A 21151-nucleotide genomic window follows, 5' to 3' on the forward strand; every position below is an offset into this window, starting at 1 on the left:
AACTGAAGAAAACAGGCTACTTATCTTTTCATTAAGCGACAAAGTTTATTACAGTTTTTTGCAAGTAGGACAAAATAAAGCGCTTTTCTGCTGTTTTCCATACAATGAATCTCAGGACTTGCTAGCTGTCATCATTTCCAGGCAGCGACAGGAACTGTATCCCGGTTTTATCGACCAACTCCTTATAGCTTATGGGTTTGCTGGCATGTGCCTGGTCTGTATTTTCGACCCAATAGGCCCAGGCGCGACCAGTTGCGGGGTCATAAACCAGTTTGAACAGATACCTGGGCACCCAAATCTTATTGTTTCCAATTGTCGCTGGTCGCGAGTCGTAAACCGGGCCAGTAATCACATATACGTCACCTGATGCCCGCAACACATATTGGCGCGTGGTTTTTTCTATGGCAGCCCAGGTCTTGCGGTTGTTCACTGGTGCCTGTGGCACCATATTCGCCAGCGAAAAGCTTTGCGCCATCGCGGTGCTGTCTGCCATGTCGGCAGCCGGTGCCATATGCCCACGGTCATAGCCAGAGCCCTTGTAGTCATCCAGTTCGGCCCGTTCTGCACTCGGTAGTCTGGCATCTGCATAGAACTGGTCACTACGCTCGTTTTCCCTGGCTTTGTAGATGATCTGGCGATTCAGCCTTTCCGCTACATAGATGGGGGTATGGCTCTTGCCAGAATGCATGACTGCAAATGCCGAAAAACATAGCGCACGCGGGCGCATGTCGTTAGAAGTGCGCATGGCAGGGATGTGCCCTTTGGCAAAGAACTGGCGGCAAGCGGAGAAATCACCGGTACTCTGCGTTGGAAAAGGGAGAGAGTTGAAAAAAGGGTGGTCAAAAAAAGAAAGATCAACAAAGGAAAGGCTGACCAGTGCAAAAAAGAGCAGGGGACTGAGTTTGGCGAGTTTTTTTAACATGTATGTGCAAGCTGATGCCTGTTGCGGACTATCCTGATGTGAGCCGAATCAATTACTTCATACTCAAGCGTCCCAAGGCCGAGACAGTTGACACGGCAAAATACTGCATGTAAATACAGCGTTATGCGAAAGCGCTGGATTCTATAGGATTTTCCGCAAGGTATCTTGCTGAAATAAAAATACTTGTATTTTTGAGTAGACATATCTGGTAACAAATTGAGACTACTTTGACAATAAAATACTTGCTTATTTGATGCGCTTGACAGACTATCGCGCTGATTGAAAAATGGATATAGCATGATGTTTTCCTCTGTATTGTTTACTGCCGCGAGAAATAGACTGCTCAAGCTTGATGCACGCTGGGTTTTTTTGGGCCTGCTTTTGCTTGAATCACTGCTGTATTGTCTTGACGAGTTCACCGGGCCGTATAGTTTTTATGCGCCGTTTTACATTTTCCCGGTCGCGATGAGTGCTGCCTTGCTGTCGCGGCGTATGACGGTTTTTCTGGTGGTATTGTCCAGCCTGGCAAGAGCCCAGGTTTTTAGCCAGGTGTTTCAGTCTGGTAGCCTGATGCTGCTGGTATTCGATATTGCCCAGAGTATTTTGCTGTATGGTTTGATTGCGGTGTTGGTGATTACCGTCAATAGCATGCACCAGCGCTTGCTGAAATATGCCCACTACTTGCGCGCCAATATCAGGCAGTTGCGTCAGCAAAGACGCAACAGGGCGAGCATACGCCGCGCTTTGCCTGACGATGCGGACGGCATCGTACGGCTGGCCGTCAACGGTGCACAAAATGGCGATTTGTCCGAAGACATCTCAAATGCGGTGTTACAACGTACGCTGGCGACTGCCTTCAGGCAAGGCATAGTCGAGGGTCAGACGGTCAGGCATATCTGGGCTGGTGGGCAGCAAAAAGTACCGGTTGAATTCTGGGTGTCCATCATCAATGGTCGTATGGCTGGTTTTTTCATGCTGTACGGTGTCGATAATCAGCAAGGATCAGAACGCGAATTGCATGCCATGGTGGTGGCAGATGAATACCGTGGCTTGGGCATAGGTGCCGCCATGACAGATTTCTTTTGCATGCATTTTAAGAATCGCCGCCTGTTCGCTGCCTGCAAGTCAGGCTCAAAAATGATGAAGATGTTGAGCCGCCGTGGTTTCAGTTTTTTTTCCACCACGCAAAACGACTACGTCATCATAGAGCGGCATAACTGACACTTGCGTCTGCAATCAATTCTCGTGCAGGGCATCCCACTGCAAGCCAAACTTGTGGAGATATTTTTTGAGCCTGTCTGCATCATTGGGGTTGGCTTTATTGCTGCGTGAAGCGGCAAACAATTTACGGCCAGCTTCCGACATGTTTTTAGAGCGCACACATATTGCCAGTACGGCCTGCAATTGCACCGCATCGAATAAGTCCAGCTGTGAGACCTGCTCTGCATTCAGATAGTCATGCAAATCCAGTTCATGATTCCCACTATCGCCTTCATGCGCATATGACCACAGGCGTTGCAGGCGCTTGATTTCTTCACCAGCATTCTGATCATTAATGCGCCCGGCATCGGCCAGCGTGGCCATGCGCGTGACTGAAGCGGATAAATCACGGAAGTTGCCTGCCCACACTGCCTGGGCAGATGTGGCAAATGCCATATAGCTGTCTTTCGCCTCTTTGTTGAAGCGCACCATCTGTCCATTCTCAGCACTGTATTGCGATAGCAGATAATCGATATTCGGCGCAATGTCTTCTACCCTCCCACTCAAGCCGGGCAATTCATACGACCACAGATTGATACGCGCGTACAAGTCTTCACGGAAACGGCCTGCCGCCACTTCCTTGCCCAGATCACGGTTGGTACCCGCCACCAGCTGGAAATCACTTTGCACTTCGTGATCACTACCGACCGGGAAGAAACGTTTTTCTTCCACCGCCTTGAGCAGCATGGCTTGTTCATCCAGGCCCAGCTCACCAATTTCATCAAGAAACAGTAAGCCCTTGTGTGCTGTTCTCAGCAAGCCCGGGCGGTCAGACATGGCACCGGTAAATGAACCCTTGATATGGCCAAACAAGGTAGAACCCGCGCCATCACCACGCAGCGTAGCGCAATTGACTTCGACAAATTTTCCCTCCAGCCTGTGCCTGGCTTTTTTCAGTTCAAAGATACGCCGCGCCAGGAAAGATTTACCCGCGCCAGTGGGCCCCATCAGCAGGATGGCCGTCTTGGACTTGATGGCGACGCGTTCTATCTCATCGATCATGGTATTGAAGCGCGCATTGCGGGTGGCAATGCCAGACTTTAAAAAAGCCACGCCTTCTTCCTGCTCGCGGCTAAAGCGCTGGGCAATCTGGTCATAGCGCGACAGGTCCAGATCGATGATGGTCATCTCACCAAAATTGGTCTTGGTCTGCCGCCGTGGCGGCGAAGTCTGCAATAGCTTGCCAGGCAGGTAATTGGCTTCCGTCATCAGGAACAGGCAAATCTGTGCCACATGGGTGCCCGTGGTGATATGCACCCAGTATTCTTCTTTGTCGGTATCGAAGGGGTAGGACCTGGCAAAGTCAAACAGGCAGCCATACACCTCTTCAAAATCCCAGGGATCTTTTATTTCCAGCTGATGCGAACGTAGTTTGGTCTCGGGCGAAGTATCAGCGATGTCTTTTTCCAGTTGAGCGAGCAATAGCGCATGCTGACCGCTATGCAGCAAATCAATGCGGTCAATGACGATATCTTCATGCTGGGTCAGGGCTACCGTGGGCCGCCATTTTTCCCAGCGACCGCTGCCACGGCCACTATCGAGTTGCGTGCCTATAAAACCAATGACGACTTTTTTCTTCTTGACCATTTTTGGATAAAAATTTATCTATTTAGATAATTATATACGAATTTAGTTTTGGCGGTCATTTCGATGGTTTCCTTGTGGATTCTGTATTTATCTATTTAAATCAATTACTTAAGTCGTCTCGTTTGACGTTGATACAGAGCTGGCACGCCCATTGCAATAGAGATAGGCAAGAGCGAGTAAATAAACAGCTCTTCAAACATAAAAATAATAGATAGCGAGGAAATGAAATGGTTAACGCACAATTGTTCCAGAGTTTAAAAAACTCACTGACAAACAAATTTTTGCCAGTAACAGATACAACGAATTTTTCCGGTGTTGCCGCTTACAAGTTCACCGCCGAACACAAGCTGGCGCAATATGCAGGCACTGGTTGTTTGAACGCGACTTACTACGCCAGCGCAGAAGCGCAACTGGCAACCGTGCTGGATTTGACTAAAGAGGTAACGCCTCTGTTCGTAGCGCAAACAGCGATCTACTGCCGTGAGCGTGGCTATATGAAAGACATGCCAGCCTTGCTGGTGGCAGTACTGACTATGCGTAATGCAGTCGAATTGCCACGTACTTTCAAGCGTGTGATGAACAATGGCAAGATGCTGCGTAACTTTGTGCAGATAGTGCGTTCAGGTGCGATAGGCCGTAAGTCTCTGGGCTCACGTCCTAAAAAACTGGTACAGGCATGGTTGAATACTGCAAGTGAAAAAGAATTACTGTCCGCAGCGGTGGGTACTACACCATCACTGGCTGATGTTGTGAAAATGGTCCATCCCAAACCTGTTGAGGCGTGGCGTGAAGCCTTCTTCGCCTGGTTGATCGGCAAGCCATATAAGGCAGAAGCTTTGCCACCAGTCGTAGCGGCGTTTGAAGCCTTTAAGAAAGACCGCAGCCTGGCCTTGCCAGATGTGCCTTTCCAGATGCTGACAGCGATGGATTTGACGACAGAAGACTGGGCACAAATTGCCCGTCAGGCTGGCTGGCAGATGTTGCGTATGAACTTGAACACCTTTGGACGTCACGGTGTATATGCCTTGCCAGGCATGGTCGATTTGATTGCCGCTACATTGCGTAATGCTGAGGCAATTGCCAAAGCCAAGGTATTTCCTTACCAGTTGATGGCGGCTTACAAGGCAGCGAATGAAGAAGTGCCGTTGCCCATCAAGAATGCCTTGCAAGATGCGATGGAAATCGCCTTGAGCAATGTGCCGGAGATATTTGGCAAGGTCGTGGTGTGTGCTGACGTGTCTGGATCCATGTCATCTGCAGTCACAGGTTACCGTGGCTCTGCAACGACAGCAGTACGTTGCATAGACATCGCCGCCCTGGTTGCTGCTGCCATGTTGCGCAAGAATCCATCGACGCTGGTTTTGCCGTTTGAAAACCAGGTTGTGAAATGTGATTTGAACCCACGAGACAGCGTGATGACCAATGCGCAAAAGCTGTCAGCGATAGGTGGTGGTGGAACCAATTGCAGTGCACCACTGGTGAAATTGAACAAAGAGAAAGCGCAAGCTGACCTGGTGATCTTTGTCTCTGACAATGAATCCTGGATGGATGCAGGTCGTAGCCGTACTACTGCAACCATGGCGGAATGGAATGTGTTTAAACAACGCAATCCACAAGCCAAACTGGTGTGCATAGACATTGCACCCTATGGCACGACACAGGCAGCAGAAAGAGATGATATTTTGAATGTAGGTGGTTTTTCTGATGCCGTATTTAAAATCATCGCTGCCTTTGCTGCCGGTCAGCTAAGTGCAGAGCATTGGGTAGGTGAAATAAAGGCAATTGATATTTAGAGAGCCGCTGGCGGGGCAAATGCAGTAACAGCTTCGCCAGTCCAGGTAGTAAAAGTTTTTGAACGCAGCATGAATGCAAATGTGATTACACCTCTCACTGTAAAATCACCTTTAAATCTTGTCATGCAGTGCTTCAAAGACCATATGAATGTGGTCTTGAATTTGAAATGCAGTACGAATGCGCAGGCGATTACATCCCAAAAAAAATCGCAAGCAATCCTTGTCGTACGATATTTCTCAATACTGCAATCAGATGTCGCAGTGCAGGCTTTGAATATGGCATGAATGCTGACGTGATTACATTTGAAACGTAATATCACTTTCTGTTCTTGTCATGCCATATTCAATAAATATCATTGTGCTTGTTTTCTTGAATGCCCTATGAATGCTTATGTGACTACATTTGCAATGTTCACAGAAATTTTTGTCATAGAGTGGTTCAGGAAATGGATTTGTAAAGGTTTTGAATAAGCCAGGAATGCTGACGTGATTACATTTTGCGAAAATGAGACTTCACTTCAAATTTTTGTCCTGGCTTGTTCAATCAGGTTTTACCCGAATGCCATCAGGATTACATCGGTTACATTGGTTCGACTCCAGTCTGGTCTACACCGTAAGGATAGATCAGCAAATCCTGGTAAAACTTGTCGGGGTTTTATTTAAAGAGTATAGAAGTGATGAAAAGTGGAAAACAAAGACGGGTAGAAATCATGGAAAAGCGGCGTGCCCGCATACCAGTGAAAGAAAGTTTTGATGTCTATGCCCTACCAGTTTCAGCTGGAGCAGTTTTAGCTGATCGTGATGCATTAAGCCACAATAAGAATGCTATTTTTCTACCTTTGTTTTATGTGGACTATGCCTTTAACTGTCGTGATTGTGGAGCAGCGCAGATATGGACAGGCAAGCAGCAAAAGTGGTGGCATGAAATTATGCAGGGAAACATTAATAGCGTGGCTATCAGGTGTCGTCCTTGCCGCAAGATAGAGCAACAAAGAAAGAAGCAAGCCAGAGAAACTCATTTGCGTGGTCTGGCAGCAAAGCAAAAACAATAGAGTTTCCAGGCGAATGCCAGTGAACATTCAACGGTCCTAAGGTGGTTAACAGAGGAATGGAGATACATTCATGGTCTGGTGTAGCCTGGGTACTGACTCTAACAAGAGTCTCCCGGCCGTCCGTTTCACAAACCCTTGTCGCCGCAAGTAATTGGAAATGAAAGAGTTTGTGCAGTGAGTAAAAGTTTGGGCGAATGCTGGTGAAACTACATCTCTCATGCGGAAGTCGCGGGTTCAATCCCCGTCACGGTATCTCGGTATCGTGTAGCTCAGCTGGGAGAGCACCGAGTGGGCAACCACGATGCTTCACTTAACCTTGTCGCCACTGTGAATTTGAAAAAGAAAAAAGAGAAAAATATGAAACACGAAGATTATGATGTAGTGCAGTACAAAGATGGCCGTCCTATCAAAATGTGGACCAAAGGTGTTCCTGTTGAAGAAGAAGCCAAGCAGCAATTGGCGAATACATCCCGTTTGCCTTTCATCTACAAACATATTGCCGTGATGCCAGACGTGCATCTGGGTAAGGGTTCTACTATTGGTAGCGTGATACCTACCCTGGGTGCGGTGATTCCGGCGGCGGTTGGTGTGGATATCGGTTGCGGGATGATGGCTGCCAAGACCACCCTGTTCGCCCATGATTTGCCAGATAATCTGGGCCCTTTGCGTACAGCGATAGAAAAAGCCATACCACATGGTATGTCGCCTAAGACCCGTAGCTTCAAAGGCCGTGATAAGGGATCATGGGAATCGCCGCCAAACGCTGTGGATAATGCCTGGGCTGAATTGAAAGACGGTTTCGATGAAATCTGCCTGAAAACCCCGCGCTTGAGAAACACCAATAACTACCGTCACCTGGGGACTTTGGGTAGCGGTAACCACTTCGTTGAAGTATGCCTGGATGAAGCCAATGCCGTATGGTTCATGTTGCATTCCGGTTCCCGCGGTGTAGGTAATGCGATTGGTAGCCATTTCATTGAATTGGCCAAGCAGGATATGCGTACCCATTTCATTAACTTGCCTGATCAGGACCTGGCTTATTTGCCAGAAGGTACTCAGCATTACAAGGATTACATTGAGGCAGTAGGTTGGGCGCAGAAATTTGCGCGTATGAACCGTGAAGTGATGATGTTGAACTTGATTGCTGCTGTACGTACCGTGATCAGCAAACCGTTTGAGACCCATGTAGAAGCGGTAAACTGCCACCATAACTATGTACAGAAAGAGCATCACTTCGGTAAGGATGTCTTGGTAACCCGTAAAGGTGCGGTATCTGCGCGTGCTGGTGAATTGGGGATTATTCCTGGTTCCATGGGAGCGAAAAGCTTCATCGTGCGTGGAAAAGGGAATGAAGAAAGTTTCCATAGCTGCAGCCACGGCGCAGGCCGTACCATGAGCCGTACCGCCGCCAAGAAGCTATATACCGTTGCTGATCAGATTGCCGCAACCCAAGGTGTGGAATGCCGTAAAGATGCCAACGTGATTGATGAAATCCCTATGGCATATAAAGATATCGACGCCGTGATGCTGGCGCAAACTGCTCTGGTAGATGTAGTGCACGTATTGAAGCAGGTTGTGTGCGTTAAGGGGTGATTTACGTAAGACCATTAACCACAGAGACACAGAGACACAGAGAAGAGCAAGAGAAAACCAATGGAATGAAGATTCGCTCAAACTAGAAAGAGTTGAATTTCCTCATGTTTTTCTCTGTGTCTCTGTGCCTCTGTGTTGAGAGGTCTTGAACTTGATTTTAATAAAATAATGAATAAGAAAATGATAGAGCTGGATGGCTCTTTGGGTGAGGGTGGTGGGCAGATTTTGCGTACGTCTTTGAGCCTGTCCATGATTACCGGTCAGCCGTTTCGCATCATCAATATCCGTGCTGGCCGCGCCAAGCCGGGTTTGTTGCGCCAGCATCTAGTGGCAGTGCAATCGGCGGCGGCTGTCAGTGGCGCGCAGGTTGCTGGTGCAGAACTTGGTTCGACCATGCTGGAATTTATTCCATCGGGTATCTACGGCGGCACGTACCAGTTCGCTATCGGCAGTGCGGGTAGTTGTACCCTGGTATTGCAGACCCTGATACCGGCTTTGCTATATGCCGACAAACCATCGACTATCAAGATCACTGGTGGCACCCACAATGACATGGCGCCACCTGCACAGTTCTTGCAAAAGGCCTATGGCCGGGTATTGCAGCAAATGGGTGCAGACGTCAGCTTTGAATTGAAACGCTATGGCTTCGTGCCTGCCGGTGGCGGTGAAATCATTGCCCAGGTACAGCCATGCAAGCAGTTGAAGAAGATCGATTTGCTGGAGCGTGGCGAAAGAACCAAAGGCTATGCCGAAAGCTTTGTCGCTGGTGTACCTGTCGATGTCGCCAAACGGGAGCTTGAATGCGTAGGTGCCGGCATGGGCTGGAATGCCGATCAATTGCTGGTACGTGGCCTCAGCAATGACCAGGGGCCAGGCAATGTACTGCTGATTACACTGGAACATGAGCAGGTCACCGAAGTGTTTTGCGGGTTTGGTGAGAAAGCGGTCAAGGCAGAAAATGTCGCCAAGCGTACCGTGCAGGAGTTGCGTGAGTATGTCGCATCGGGTGCCGCTTTGGGTGAGCATCTGGCAGACCAGGTCATGTTGCCTTTTGCACTGGCGGGCGGCGGCAGTTTTACCTCCAGCGTTGTATCGCAACACGCCAAAACCAATGCAAATGTAATCGCCAGGTTCTTGCCTGTCAGTACAGAATTCAAACCACAAGATAAACGCTTTATTTGCACGATGAAGCACAATTAAAAAGGAGCGCAAGATGAAACTTGCAGAAGCCTTGTTACTGCGAGGCGATTTACAGAAGAAACTGGCATCCATGCGTGAACGTATAGTGCGCAATGGCCTGGTACAGGAAGGCAATGCGCCGCAGGAAGATCCTGAAGCCTTATTGCTGGAAGCCTATGCCGTAACTGCAGAGTTGGAAAAACTGGTCCTGGCAATTAATGCAGCGAACATGGCGAACAAACTGCCAGATGGCCGTAGCCTGACAGCCGCCATCGCTGAGCGCGATAGCTTGATACAGCGCCATGCCTTGTTGCAGGCAGCCATAGGATCAACGCATAAAGAACCAGACCGCTATAGCGCGCGTGAAATAAAATGGGTGTCCGTATTCGATGTGAAAAAATTGCAGAAGCAGTCGGAAGACCTGGCCAAAAATTTGCGCGAACTGAATGCGAAAATCCAGGAAAGCAACTGGCAGGTGGTATTGTAACTAAGCTTGTAAATGAGTTTGTAAATGATTTTTTAAATGAACTTGTAAAGTTTTCGGAACATAGGGCGAGCGTGGAACCCCGGCCCGATGACAGGGGGTGGAAAATATACTGGGATCGCTCACGGAGCGCGATGGGCAGCGCCAACAAATGACAACTCAGCCCATCACATCGCACTGTTGAATTTGCATACTGCAAACCTGACTACCACACGCTGACTATGTTCCAACCCGTTTAAAAAATTCACTTAGTCATTCGCGTTTTTTTGCGCGATGTTTTTTGTGAATTTTTCGTCGATAAAAATAATTTTTGTTGACACAGTAATTTATTTTCGTGCAGAATCAAGTTTCTTCGATATGCAGCATTTTTAAAATTCGCAGCAATTCGATTTTTCCGACTTTTTCATCAACACCCAATTCAAGAAAGGAACGGCCATGCCACGGAATACGGCTAGTAAGAACAATCAATACTTTTAGCCCCGTGCACGACGCTCGGGGTTAAGGCAAATCGCCAACCCGAGCCGGTCGTTTTTTTGAAAACCCCGGTGAGGAAACTCGTCGGGGTTTTTTACTTTTCAAAACGCTGATTTTTGTTGGAACGCCAGAACTTGCATAGCCTTGCGCCATGTAGGCAGGGACGGTGTTCGCCAAAAAAGATGCACAGCGCTATTGAAGAAGAAAGCAGCCAGATATTTCTCATGCAAGCAGCAGGATTTGCTGCGATAGCAGGAGCAACTAGCTGAAAAAACACCGGCATGACAAGAAGGAAAATTGTATGCCTATAGCTCAAAGTTTGCACAAGGCCAAAGTGCCTGTGCATATATTTACTGATGATGTTGATCACACCGCCATACAGCAGTTGCTCAATATCGCTAATTTAAACATCGTCCATCCTCATGTGGCGGCCATGCCTGATGTGCATGCGGGTGTGGGTGCCACGGTAGGCAGTGTGATACCTACCCGCTCCGCCATTATCCCTGGTGCTGTGGGTGTGGATATCGGTTGTGGCATGAATGCTGTGCGCACGACGCTGACAGCCAGCCAGTTGCCTGACAATCTGGCGAAGCTGCGCAGTGCCCTGGAAGCCGAGATACCAGTCGGCTTTCGCCAGCATGCATGGAACAGGATGCGTGGGTCAGCCCTGGTCAGGGTGGGCAAACCCTTGAATGACAGGCTGGACAAGATCGTCGCCAAACACAAGAGCATCATGAAAATGCTGCCAAAGTTTTATCAGACCTGGATATGCCAGTTGGGTACCCTGGGTGGTGGCAATCACTTCATTGAAGTGTGTATCGATGAAGAGCAGCGTGTCTGGATCATGCTGCATTCCGGTTCGCGTGGCGTGGGCAATGTCATAGGAAGGCATTTTATCTGGGCCGCGAGGAAAGAAATGTGGCGGCACCAGATACATTTGCCGGACAAGGACTTGTCTTATTTTACTGAAGGCTCGGAATTGTTTGATGACTATGTCGATGCAGTGCAATGGGCGCAGGATTATGCCTTGGCTAACCGCAGTGAAATGATGCGCAGGGCACTGGCTGTGCTGGAAAAAGAAGTCACCAGCTTCAAGCTTGATGGCGAGGCCATCAATTGCCATCACAATTATGTGTCGCAAGAAACGCATAATAATGAAAACCTGTTCATTACCCGCAAGGGAGCGATTTCGGCGCGCATGGGTGAGATGGGAATTATTCCTGGCAGCATGGGCGCACGTAGTTATATCGTCAGGGGCAAGGGTAATCCTGAATCATTCTGTTCCTGCTCGCACGGGGCAGGGCGCAGGATGAGTCGGGGTGAGGCCAGGGAGACGTTTGATGCTGATGACTTGGCCGCCCAGACTCAGGGTATAGAATGTCGCAAGGACAAGGGCGTGGTGGACGAAATTCCGGCTGCCTATAAAGATATCGATGCAGTCATGGCACATCAGCATGACCTGGTTGAAATAGTGCATACCTTGCGCCAGGTCGTTTGTGTAAAAGGATAGAGGATAAAGAATGAAGATCAATATCAAATTACCCAAACCGCGTAACCCGCTGGCTGTGCTGGTCAAGCAGCGCAATGCCGGTGTCCATGGTGCACTCAATCCGAAGCGTACTGAGCGCAGGCAAGAGAAGCAGCGCCTGCAACAACTCAAGGGCGGGCGGCTGAAGGATGAGGAGTAAGCCCGCTGCTTGTTTTGATTTTGTTTTATTTGGTTTTAATCAAGGCGCTCATTTGGCAACAAATGAGCGTTTTTTTTATTTGCCTGGCTTGAAATGTAGTGGTCAAGTAAATCAGGACAAAGAAATAGGAGAATTTACGGCGTAGTGACGTTCGAAGACAGAAGGAGATAAATATCCCAATGTGGAATGCAAACGTGTCGTGTTGTAGAAATTCGTAATATAAGCAACGATGTCCTGTCTTGCCTCCATTTTATTAGCGTAGCTACCTTGCCAGACGCGTTCCATCTTCAAATTAAGGAAGAAACGCTCTGCAACAGCATTGTCCCAACAATTTCCCTTGCGACTCATGCTGCAAATAAAACCGTGCTCTTGCAACAATGCCTGATACTGACGACTGGCATACTGAGAACCTCGGTCAGAATGAACAATTAAGCCAGGAGCCGGGTTTCGCTGGCCAATCGCCATGCGTAAGGCATCACAAACCAGATCTGCTGGCATATTGGGTGCCATCGCCCATCCCACCACTTTGCGGGAGAATAAATCCAGCAAGACTGCCAGATAAAGCCAGCCTGTTTCAGTACGAATATAGGTGATATCGGATACGTAAGCCAGGTTGGGGGCAACTGGATTGAATTGCCTGGACAGGATGTTTTCTGCTATTGGTAAGTTATGCCTGCTATTGGTGGTGTGCACGAATTTACGTCGCCAGACTGGCTGTAGTCTGGCCTGCCGCATCAGACTGCGAACCTGGTAACGACCAATACGAATGCCTTGTGCCTGCATTGCCACTACCAGGCGACGGCTGCCATAGGACTTGTGACTAGCACTAAAGGCCGCTTTCAAATGTACTTCCTTGCTGCAAATACGCGGTGTGGCATGGCGTTGCACCGAGGCGTAATACGCTGACCTGCTGACTTCCAGTACCCGGCAACTATGTGTGACTGGAATGGCCTTCTTTTGCAAGTGGGTGATGAGCCTGTAGCTCATTTCATTTCCCTGGCGAAGAAGGACGACGCATTTTTTAAGATGGTCACATCCATGCGCAGTTGACGGTTCTCTTGCTCCAGCTCCCGGATGCGCTGTTGTTCTGCTGTCAGCGGCTTACTTGCCAGTGGCTCTCCATCAAGTTCAGTTTCGTATTGCTTCATCCACCGGCGTATCGCCGTTTCTCCTATATGCATGCTTTGACTGACTCTCGATATACTCAGTCCTTGTTCTTTCACCATCTTCACCACTTCCAGTTTGAGCGGTGTGTCGAAGTGTTTCTTCATCATGTTGAGGCCTCTTTAAGATTGAGTTTCCTCTTATTTCACTGTCCTGGCAAATTAGACCACTACAAAATGCTTTGCTGCAAGCCGCGGAGGCTGGATAGAATTGCTGCATTAAAATAAAACTGCGCCTGGTCGCAGACGGGGGATACATCATGATGCGGCAAAACCGGCTACTAGCCATAGATCTCTTGCGCGGTCTGGTCATCGTGCTGATGGCACTGGATCATACGCGCGACTTTTTTGCGGTTACCCCATTTGATCCTCTTGATTTGCAACAAGGTTCGCCAGGCTGGTTCTGGACACGCTGGATTACCCATTTATGCGCGCCCATCTTCGTGACTCTGGCTGGCATGTCGGCCTTCCTGCGGGCGCAGCAGCGTGATAAAAAAGAGATGACACGCTATTTGCTGAGCCGGGGTGCCTTGCTGGTTTTGCTGGAATGCACCTGGGTCAGCTTCAGTTGGCAGTTCGATTTCAATGTGTTCATCTTGCAGGTGATCTGGGCGATAGGCATGGCGATGATGGCATTGGGCTTGCTGATTTGGTTGCCGCGCTGGGCGATTGCCCTGGTTGCTGCGGCATTGATACTGCCGCATAACCTGCTCGATGGCATGCATGCCAAAGGCAGCCATGTCTTGTTCATGGCCTGGCACCAGGGTGGTTTTTATCCCCTGACTGATAAACTGGGTATCGTCTTTGCCTATCCGCTCATGCCATGGATAGGTTTGATGGCGGCTGGTTATGCGCTGGGGCCGGTGATGTTGTGGGAAGCTGACAAGCGCCAGCGTTTCCTGCTATTAGCAGCGGCTATCCTGTTTGTCAGTTTTGTGATTTTGCGCAGCGGTAATTATTATGGTGACCCTGATTTCTGGTCAGCGCAAGGCAAGGGCTGGTTCTATGACTTCATGTCTTTTGTGAAGGTGCATAAATACCCACCTTCCTTGCTTTACCTGTGCATCACGCTCAGTATAGGCTTGGGCACGCTGGCCTTGATGGATAAGTTTGTGAAAAAACCTTTGCCATTGCTGATGCTGTTTGGCAAAACACCGATGTTCTTTTATCTGGTGCACATTGCACTCATCCATGCGCTGGGCTGGATTTATATGCAACTACGTTATGGGCAGATCGTTGATTTCCGCAAGACTGAGGCAACGCCAGAGTATGAAGCTTCGCTTCTGGTTTGCTATCTGGCCTGGTTGTTTGCCTTGGCAGTGATGTGGGGATTGACGAAACTGTGGTGGGCGCGCCGTGCCGGAGGCAAGTTGCAGGCGACCGCTTAGCTTTGCGTGATTTCGCCGCTATCCCTCGCAGGGAATAGCGGCGTTTTCTTAACTGATTGCTTACTTACCCGAATCCTTCGCTGCCTGGCGCAAAGTTTCCAGCGTCGCGCCTGGCGTGATCAGGTTGCCGTCATAACGCAGTTCTATAAGCGCAGGCAGATTGTGCTCGCGGCTATGGGCCAGTGCTTTTTCCAGCGCCGGGGCAAATTCTGCTGTGGTAGTGACGACTTCTCCACTGCCACCAAAGGCGCGGGCCAGTGCTGCAAAGTCCGGGTTGTGCAATTCCGTACCAGACACGCGCGCCGGGAATTCTTTTTCCTGGTGCATGCGTATGGTGCCATACATGCCGTTGTTAAAGACGATGATCACCACGCCTGCCTTGTATTGCACGGCAGTTGCCAGTTCCTGGCCATTCATCAGGTATTCGCCATCGCCGGCAAAGGTGATGACGGTACGTTGCGGGTCTATGATCTTGGCAGCCACGCCAGACGGTACGCTATAGCCCATGGCACCAGAGGTGGGGGCCAACTGCGTGCGCATGCCACCGTAAGGGAAGTAGCGATGCGCCCAGGTCGCATAGTTGCCAGCGCCATTGGTGATGATGGTGTCTTTTGGTGCAAGGCGTTTGATGTCCTGTACTACCTGCCACAGGTTCAGGGGGGCGTTTTCTTTGGTGAAAATCGCTGGTTCGGTTTGCCACGCCAGCAAGTCGGCCCGTGCCTCGCTGACTGTTGTCTTCCACTTCGTGGCGGCATCCAGGCCTTCCATCTCGGCCAATGCTTCGGCAATTTCCTTCATGCCACTGTTGATCATCAGGTCAGCCTGGTAGACGCGGCCCAGCTCCAGTGCGTCACTGTGGATGTGTACCAGTTTCTGTTTGGGTATCGGTGCTTCCAGCACGCTGTAACCGCTGGTGGTCATTTCACCCAGACGCGGGCCTATGGCAATGATCAGGTCAGCGTCTTTCAGTCTTTGTGCCAGCTTGGGGTTGATGCCTATGCCTACATCGCCTATGTAGTTGGGGTGGGCATTGTCCATCAGATCCTGGAAGCGGAAGGCGCAGGCCACAGGCAAGTGATTGCTGGTAGCGAATTCGCTGATGTGCTGGCAGGCTGCCTGGTCCCAGCCGCTGCCACCCAGCAACAGCACAGGGCGTTGCGACACAGTCAGCATATTGCGTAATTGTGCCAGTTGTTGAGGCGAGGCGGATGCCTGCACTGGTGTGTAATGGCGGGTATCTGCGACTTCTGCTACCTGGGCCAGCATATCTTCTGGCAATGCCAGCACGACTGGGCCGGGTCGGCCACTGGTGGCTACCTGGAAGGCGCGGGCGATGTACTCTGGTACCCGGTCAGCGCGGTCTATCTGGGCTACCCATTTCGCCATCTGGCCAAACATGCGGCGGTAATCTATCTCCTGGAAGGCTTCACGTTCGACAAAATCATGACCAACTTGGCCGATGAATAAAATCATCGGTGTTGAATCCTGATAAGCCGTATGTACACCGATGGATGCGTTGGTCGCCCCCGGCCCGCGGGTGACGAAGCAGATGCCGGGTTTGCCTGTCATCTTGCCATAGGCATCTGCCATGAAGGCTGCGCCGCCTTCCTGGCGGTTGATGATGAAGCGTATGGGGCTGTCATGCAGGGCGTCCAGCACTGGCAAATAACTCTCTCCAGGTACACCAAAGATGGTATCGACACCGTGGACTTGCAGGGCATCCACAATCAACTGACCGCCAGAACGTGATTTCAGCATGATAGACAATGATAAAAAGTAAAAGCAGTACGCTACCAGAAAGCCTGCTTAATTTGCATCGTATTTGCAGCTTGTGCACGGAATTATCGTTGAATAGGTTAGATAAACTAACCCTGGATAAGGTAGAATAGCGCCCGAAGCAGGCCAGACAATCGCTGGTTGCCTTGAGTAATCAAGGCGACGGGAGGAAGGTCCGGACTCCATAGAGCAGGGTGACGGCTAACGGCCGTACGTTGAAAGCCAGGGCGCAAGTTTTGGTATAAGACGAGGAATAGGGCCACAGAGACGAGCGTATTAAGTTACGGTGAAACGCGGTAACCTCCACCCGGAGCAATTTCAAATAGGCACGCGTTGATGTTGCTCGCGGAGCGTGCGGGTAGAAAGCTTGAGCGGCGGAGCAATCCGTCGCCTAGAGGAATGATTGTCATAGCAGACGACAGCAATGTCTATGCCGTAACAAAATCCGGCCTATCGGCCTGCTTCATTTATTTTGTATCTTCCATCGGCAAGTAGCTTGCCGCCTTCACAATGCGCCATAGTCCGTTCAAGATTGTCGCCATCAAGCATCATTCCTTGCAAGCAAGTCCTTGTTCTCAAAATACCAGTGGTACACTGGTGCAATAAGTTCTACTAGTTCTACTGACGCTGTATCTACAAAATTGCAAAACGCATGGAGACTGGCGGTCTAAAGAAAGAGCGTGATGTGCCTCTACTGGCATTCGCCATTTGCATCTGCCTGATTGCAGTCGCGATCATAGGGCAGAGCTGGTGGTCTATAGCCCAGGACAAGGTGCTGACCATCAATGCGGCGCAGGAACATAATTTCCTGGCAGTACGTATGCTTGAAGAGCATGTCAGCGAAGTCATGCGCGGCGCTGTCCGGGTGACGATGGTCGCCAGTGAAGAAATCCTCTCTGAAACCAGGGTAACTGCAAACGAATCCCGGCAATTGCAACAAATCCTGGCCATGCAGAGACAGGAATCTGAATCCATCCACGCACTTTCCGTATTTGATACGCAAGGACTATGGCTGGCGTCCAGCCAGATGGGGGCCGCCGCACCTGAAAAAGCCGAAGAGCAGCGTCATATAAAATTCTTGCTTGAGCATCCTGAAGAGAGCAAGGTAGTGCTCGGCGATGCTTATCAACTGCAACAGAGTGGCCAGTGGATTTTGCCCGTTCTCAAGAATTTTTTTGATAAGAGTGGCAAACGCGCCGGTCTGATACAGGCTGACATCCAGCTGCGCTATCTCTATGATTTTTATGAGCGTATTGCTCTGGGCAGTGGTGCCAGCATTGTTCTCTACGATGAATCTGGCCGGAAACTGGCTGCCGCCGGTCTCAAGGACCGTGATTACTCCAGGCTGGTGCTGAATAATGTCATCCGCGACAAGTCGCCGGAAGGTGCATTGCGGGATGTCGATGAAGAAGGCAAGGTCTGGCTCATCAGTTATAGAAGAATTAACGATTTCCCTTTAATACTGGTGTATGCGCGAGAAAGCAGCATTATCCTGACGGACTGGAATACCAGGGTCACACAAAAGATCATGGTCACGGCGATAACGGCAGGCTTTATTTTTATGCTGGCATTGCTGCTGTTATGGCAGATACGCCATCTGCGTGACTCCAGAAACCGTCTGGAGGCCAGCGAGAGCCGCTACCGGCTGATTTATCAGGGTGCGCAGGATGCTATCCTACTCATTAGCCGTGACTATATCTATGTTGATTGCAATCCGGCTGCCGTTACCTTCTTTGGCGTCAATACCCAGGAAGAGGTCATAGGGCGCAAGGTTGGCAGTTTCTCGCCCAGCGTCCAGTCCGTGGCTGGTTACGTCACCCAGGACAAGGATGTGCTGGTCGCCACCCTGATAGATCAGGCTTTTAACGGTGTGCCGCAGCGCTTTGAATGGGTGACCGTCAGGAATGACCAGATACAGCACACAGAAATTTCATTGAGCCGGGTAGAAGTCGATGGCGAAATGCTCTTGTTTTGCGTGGAGCGCGATATCAATGCGCGCAAATACAGCGAGTTATTGATCGCAGGACAAAATCGCTTGCTGAAACTCATCGGCGGTGAAGAAGAGCTGACGTCGATACTCGAAGCCGTCAGCCAGTTTGTTGAAAAACTATGCCCCCACTGGCGCTGCGGCATACAACTGCTGGCCGACGACAGGCGCAGTTTTGCCCATGCGACTGGCAGCCGTTTTCCAGAAGTTTTGCTGGCGCAGATACCTGGTATGACACTAAGCCACGGCAGCGGTATCTGGTCTGAGAGTGCCTTGACCAGTGAAGCTGTCTGGCTACGTGAGTTTTTGCAGGCACCTGCCATGCAGTTCGTCAATGACTTGGAAACCCTGGTTGAATTTTCTTCTTGCGCGGCATGGCCCATCTTTGGCAAGAATGGCCAGTTGCTCGGCAGTTTCAGCCTGTTTTCTTATAGTCGCGAACCTTTGAGCGAAAAAGACCTGGGCCTGGTCAGGGTCACAGTAGATATTGCCGGTATTGCCATAGAAGGCCGCCGTTCAGAAAAGAAAATCATGCAGCTCGCTCATTATGATGAGCTGACGGGTTTGCCTAACCGCTTTTTGTACAACCAGCATCTGGCCCGTTCACTGGCAATTGCCGAGCGTAACCGCAGCCAGCTGGCAGTGTTATTTCTTGATCTGGATCGCTTTAAAAACATCAATGACACCTTTGGTCATGATGAAGGTGACAATGTCTTGCGTACCATCGCGCACAGCTTCAGGCAGTGCCTGCGTGAATCCGACATCATTGCCCGCATAGGCGGGGACGAATTCATTCTTCTGATCGACCAGTTCAGCGAGGCACGGGACCTTGGTGACGTGGCTGACAAGCTCTTGTATGCTGCTGCACAGCCTTTCGAGATAGATGGGCAGGAATGCCAGCTCAGCGCCAGTATAGGCATAGCTACCTTTCCTGCCGATGGCAGGGACGCGCAGACCCTGCTCAAAAATGCCGACATTGCCATGTACAAGGCAAAAAACAAGGGCAAGGATAATTACCAGTTCTATGCCTCGGAAATGAATACCCACACCGTGGAGAGGCTGGCCTTTGAGGCGCGCCTGCGCAAGGCGCTGGAGAGACGTGAGTTTGTCGTCTATTACCAGCCCAAGCTTGATGTCAAAACCGAGCGTATTGTCGGTGCCGAAGCACTGGTGCGTTGGAACCATCCAGAGCGTGGAGTATTGTCTCCTGTCGAATTCATCAGTCTGGCAGAAGAAGCTGGCCTGATCTCCCGCCTCGGCATGCTGGTACTGGACATTGCCTGCCGCGATATTTTAAGTTTCCGCAATGTAGACAAGGACTTTGGCAGGGTGGCCATCAACCTGTCTGGCGCACAATTCAATGATGCCCACATGCTCGAAGAGGTCAAAAGCGTGGTCGATTTCTGGCGCGTGCCCTCCAACTCCATCGAGTTTGAGATTACAGAAAGCATGGTCATGCATAACCGTGAACAAGCCATCTTGCTTATGGATGGCCTCAAAGACGCAGGGTTTACGCTGTCCATAGATGATTTTGGCACGGGTTACTCGTCACTTGCTTACCTGAAGCGTTTCCCTGTCGATAGCGTCAAGGTTGACCGTTCCTTCATCAAGGACATCCCGGATGACCCGAATGACACTGCCATCGTGCTAGCCATCGTCGCTATGGCACATACCCTGGGCATCAAGGTCATCGCCGAGGGCGTCGATTCGGCTATACAGCTGGAAACCTTGCGTGACTGCAAATGCGATGAATTCCAGGGTTTCTATTTCAGCAAGGCTGTGCCAGACAAGGAATTTTTGCAATTATTGCAGCGGCAAAGAAGGGAAACTTAATAGCTATACATCGCCAGTCTGCTCACCTGGCAGGCAACATTGAATTGCCTCACTAATTCACCTGCTTTTGGCGTGAAAACCTGCCTATGCAAGCCGGTTTTCAGCGATAATCTGCCCCCTTGTTCATCTTCCTCTGTTTATCAACGTTTATAAATTATCACTTCAGCGGCTAAAAAGCAGCGATCTCCTCTTTCCTGCAGGCATTTTCCTTAAGTTTCCCATCCCAAAACGCAACAGTCCGGGATAAACACATGGTTATATGTAAGGCGCTACTTTCACTATGCTGTGTAAGTACCTAATTTATCAGGGTAAATTGTCTGGGGTTGGCTGGGTCTCACCTCAACTGTTAGCGCTAAGTCATTGACTTCATTAGAAATTTTCCCAAATTACCTGACAAATACGCTTGACCGGGCTCAAGTCATCCTCTAAAGTGGGCAATAGTGTGAAAAAGTGTAATTTTGTGGCATAGAATTCCTAATTTCGCTTACATTCCATGCGTGGTCAGACATACAGATTTTCAGGAAAAAGGTAGATAGCGTGTTTCAGGGGGCGTCCTCACTCAATCTCGATGCAAAAGGCAGGATGTCCATCCCTGCCCGGCACCGTGACGCGCTTAATGTGCAATGCGAAGGCCGGATTACCCTGACCCGTCACCCGGATGGTTGTCTCCTGCTGTTCCCGCGCCCTACCTGGGAATCCCATAGGGAGCAAATCGCTGCATGGCCCATACAGGCGCGCGACTGGAAACGTATTTTTCTCGGCAATGCCTTTGATGTCGATATGGATGGTGCTGGCCGCATCCTTGTTGCACCTGAGCTGCGTAGTGCCGTAGGCATGCAGCGCGATGTCATGCTGCTCGGCATGGGCAGTCATTTTGAGATTTGGGATGCTGCCAAGCTGGCAGAAAACGAAGCGAAGGCCATTGCTGGCGGCGCCCCTGATGTATTAAACAATTTTTCTTTCTGATCGCAG

15 protein-coding genes and 1 other RNA gene are annotated in these 21151 nt (G+C 50.0%); 12 read left to right on the top strand and 4 right to left on the bottom strand.

From position 1 onward, the window contains the following. Positions 1 to 121: 121 nt before the first annotated feature. Positions 122 to 922 carry a DNA/RNA non-specific endonuclease gene (locus tag ACO0LG_RS12515; RefSeq protein ID WP_423026766.1) on the bottom strand — a complete coding sequence of 267 codons (801 nt, stop codon included), beginning with the start codon at positions 920 to 922 and terminating at the stop codon, positions 122 to 124. A gap of 297 nt (positions 923 to 1219) precedes the next feature. Here ACO0LG_RS12515 and ACO0LG_RS12520 point away from each other — a divergent pair, with 297 nt between their 5' ends. Continuing rightward, a complete protein-coding gene (locus ACO0LG_RS12520) occupies positions 1220 to 2143 on the top strand; it encodes a GNAT family N-acetyltransferase (protein ID WP_423026768.1) in 924 nt (307 codons plus the stop codon). Positions 2144 to 2158: 15 nt separating this feature from the next. Here ACO0LG_RS12520 and rtcR read toward each other — a convergent pair whose 3' ends face one another. Further along, positions 2159 to 3769 carry an RNA repair transcriptional activator RtcR gene (rtcR, locus tag ACO0LG_RS12525; RefSeq protein WP_423026770.1) on the bottom strand — a complete coding sequence of 537 codons (1611 nt, stop codon included), beginning with the start codon at positions 3767 to 3769 and terminating at the stop codon, positions 2159 to 2161. A 227-nt stretch (positions 3770 to 3996) separates the two neighbouring features. On the opposite strand from rtcR, the gene ACO0LG_RS12530 reads away from it, so the two are divergent. The 7 genes from ACO0LG_RS12530 (at position 3997) to ACO0LG_RS12560 (ending at position 12032) form a co-directional block, all read left to right on the top strand. Further along, positions 3997 to 5562 carry a vWA domain-containing protein gene (locus tag ACO0LG_RS12530; protein ID WP_423026772.1) on the top strand — a complete coding sequence of 522 codons (1566 nt, stop codon included), beginning with the start codon at positions 3997 to 3999 and terminating at the stop codon, positions 5560 to 5562. A 710-nt stretch (positions 5563 to 6272) separates the two neighbouring features. Beyond that, positions 6273 to 6614, top strand: coding sequence for a zinc-ribbon domain containing protein (locus tag ACO0LG_RS12535; RefSeq protein ID WP_423026774.1), 342 nt, complete (start codon positions 6273 to 6275; stop codon positions 6612 to 6614). A gap of 357 nt (positions 6615 to 6971) precedes the next feature. After that, positions 6972 to 8207: an RtcB family protein gene (locus tag ACO0LG_RS12540; protein ID WP_423026776.1), complete on the top strand. Its 1236-nt coding sequence runs from the start codon at positions 6972 to 6974 to the stop codon at positions 8205 to 8207. A gap of 168 nt (positions 8208 to 8375) precedes the next feature. Continuing rightward, positions 8376 to 9407 (top strand): RNA 3'-terminal phosphate cyclase, encoded by a 1032-nt coding sequence (gene rtcA, locus ACO0LG_RS12545; protein ID WP_423026778.1) that lies wholly within the window; start codon positions 8376 to 8378, stop codon positions 9405 to 9407. A gap of 13 nt (positions 9408 to 9420) precedes the next feature. Beyond that, positions 9421 to 9873: a DIP1984 family protein gene (locus ACO0LG_RS12550; protein WP_423026779.1), complete on the top strand. Its 453-nt coding sequence runs from the start codon at positions 9421 to 9423 to the stop codon at positions 9871 to 9873. Between the two features lie 772 nt (positions 9874 to 10645). After that, the gene (locus tag ACO0LG_RS12555) at positions 10646 to 11854 is read left to right on the top strand and encodes an RtcB family protein (protein ID WP_423026781.1); all 1209 of its coding nucleotides are present in this window, start codon (positions 10646 to 10648) and stop codon (positions 11852 to 11854) included. Between the two features lie 10 nt (positions 11855 to 11864). After that, a complete protein-coding gene (locus ACO0LG_RS12560; RefSeq protein WP_186952052.1) occupies positions 11865 to 12032 on the top strand; it encodes a hypothetical protein in 168 nt (55 codons plus the stop codon). A gap of 111 nt (positions 12033 to 12143) precedes the next feature. Here the strand turns inward: ACO0LG_RS12560 and ACO0LG_RS12565 are convergent. Then, positions 12144 to 13306 (bottom strand): IS3 family transposase gene (locus tag ACO0LG_RS12565; protein ID WP_423026784.1). Its coding sequence is split into 2 segments (ribosomal slippage): positions 12144 to 13066 and positions 13066 to 13306, totalling 1164 coding nucleotides; the frame shifts between segments, so codons are not numbered across the junction. A gap of 149 nt (positions 13307 to 13455) precedes the next feature. Between ACO0LG_RS12565 and ACO0LG_RS12570 the strand changes: the two genes are divergently transcribed. After that, positions 13456 to 14583: a DUF1624 domain-containing protein gene (locus tag ACO0LG_RS12570; protein WP_423026786.1), complete on the top strand. Its 1128-nt coding sequence runs from the start codon at positions 13456 to 13458 to the stop codon at positions 14581 to 14583. Between the two features lie 60 nt (positions 14584 to 14643). On the opposite strand, the gene ACO0LG_RS12575 is transcribed toward ACO0LG_RS12570, so the two are convergent. Beyond that, a complete protein-coding gene (locus tag ACO0LG_RS12575; protein WP_423026788.1) occupies positions 14644 to 16341 on the bottom strand; it encodes a thiamine pyrophosphate-binding protein in 1698 nt (565 codons plus the stop codon). Positions 16342 to 16477: 136 nt separating this feature from the next. Between ACO0LG_RS12575 and rnpB the strand changes: the two genes are divergently transcribed. The 3 genes from rnpB to mraZ all read left to right on the top strand — a co-directional run bounded on the left by rnpB (position 16478) and on the right by mraZ (position 21145). Next, an RNA gene (rnpB, locus tag ACO0LG_RS12580) (RNase P RNA component class A) lies at positions 16478 to 16828 on the top strand. Between the two features lie 183 nt (positions 16829 to 17011). Continuing rightward, entirely contained in the window at positions 17012 to 20179 is a 3168-nt protein-coding gene (locus tag ACO0LG_RS12585) for a bifunctional diguanylate cyclase/phosphodiesterase (protein WP_423026790.1), read from the top strand. A 537-nt stretch (positions 20180 to 20716) separates the two neighbouring features. Further along, positions 20717 to 21145, top strand: coding sequence for a division/cell wall cluster transcriptional repressor MraZ (gene mraZ, locus ACO0LG_RS12590; protein ID WP_162039857.1), 429 nt, complete (start codon positions 20717 to 20719; stop codon positions 21143 to 21145). Positions 21146 to 21151 lie beyond the last annotated feature (6 nt).

The organism is Undibacterium sp. Ji42W (genome assembly GCF_049340405.1).
Lineage (GTDB): Bacteria > Pseudomonadota > Gammaproteobacteria > Burkholderiales > Burkholderiaceae_D > Undibacterium.

Coding starts and splice junctions, on each gene's coding strand:
- ACO0LG_RS12515 (WP_423026766.1), bottom strand. CDS start 922: ATGTTAAAAAAACTCGCCAAACTCAGTCCCCTGCTCTTTTTTGCACTG.
- ACO0LG_RS12520 (WP_423026768.1), top strand. CDS start 1,220: ATGATGTTTTCCTCTGTATTGTTTACTGCCGCGAGAAATAGACTGCTC.
- rtcR (WP_423026770.1), bottom strand. CDS start 3,769: ATGGTCAAGAAGAAAAAAGTCGTCATTGGTTTTATAGGCACGCAACTC.
- ACO0LG_RS12530 (WP_423026772.1), top strand. CDS start 3,997: ATGGTTAACGCACAATTGTTCCAGAGTTTAAAAAACTCACTGACAAAC.
- ACO0LG_RS12535 (WP_423026774.1), top strand. CDS start 6,273: ATGGAAAAGCGGCGTGCCCGCATACCAGTGAAAGAAAGTTTTGATGTC.
- ACO0LG_RS12540 (WP_423026776.1), top strand. CDS start 6,972: ATGAAACACGAAGATTATGATGTAGTGCAGTACAAAGATGGCCGTCCT.
- rtcA (WP_423026778.1), top strand. CDS start 8,376: ATGAATAAGAAAATGATAGAGCTGGATGGCTCTTTGGGTGAGGGTGGT.
- ACO0LG_RS12550 (WP_423026779.1), top strand. CDS start 9,421: ATGAAACTTGCAGAAGCCTTGTTACTGCGAGGCGATTTACAGAAGAAA.
- ACO0LG_RS12555 (WP_423026781.1), top strand. CDS start 10,646: ATGCCTATAGCTCAAAGTTTGCACAAGGCCAAAGTGCCTGTGCATATA.
- ACO0LG_RS12560 (WP_186952052.1), top strand. CDS start 11,865: ATGAAGATCAATATCAAATTACCCAAACCGCGTAACCCGCTGGCTGTG.
- ACO0LG_RS12570 (WP_423026786.1), top strand. CDS start 13,456: ATGATGCGGCAAAACCGGCTACTAGCCATAGATCTCTTGCGCGGTCTG.
- ACO0LG_RS12575 (WP_423026788.1), bottom strand. CDS start 16,341: ATGCTGAAATCACGTTCTGGCGGTCAGTTGATTGTGGATGCCCTGCAA.
- ACO0LG_RS12585 (WP_423026790.1), top strand. CDS start 17,012: ATGGAGACTGGCGGTCTAAAGAAAGAGCGTGATGTGCCTCTACTGGCA.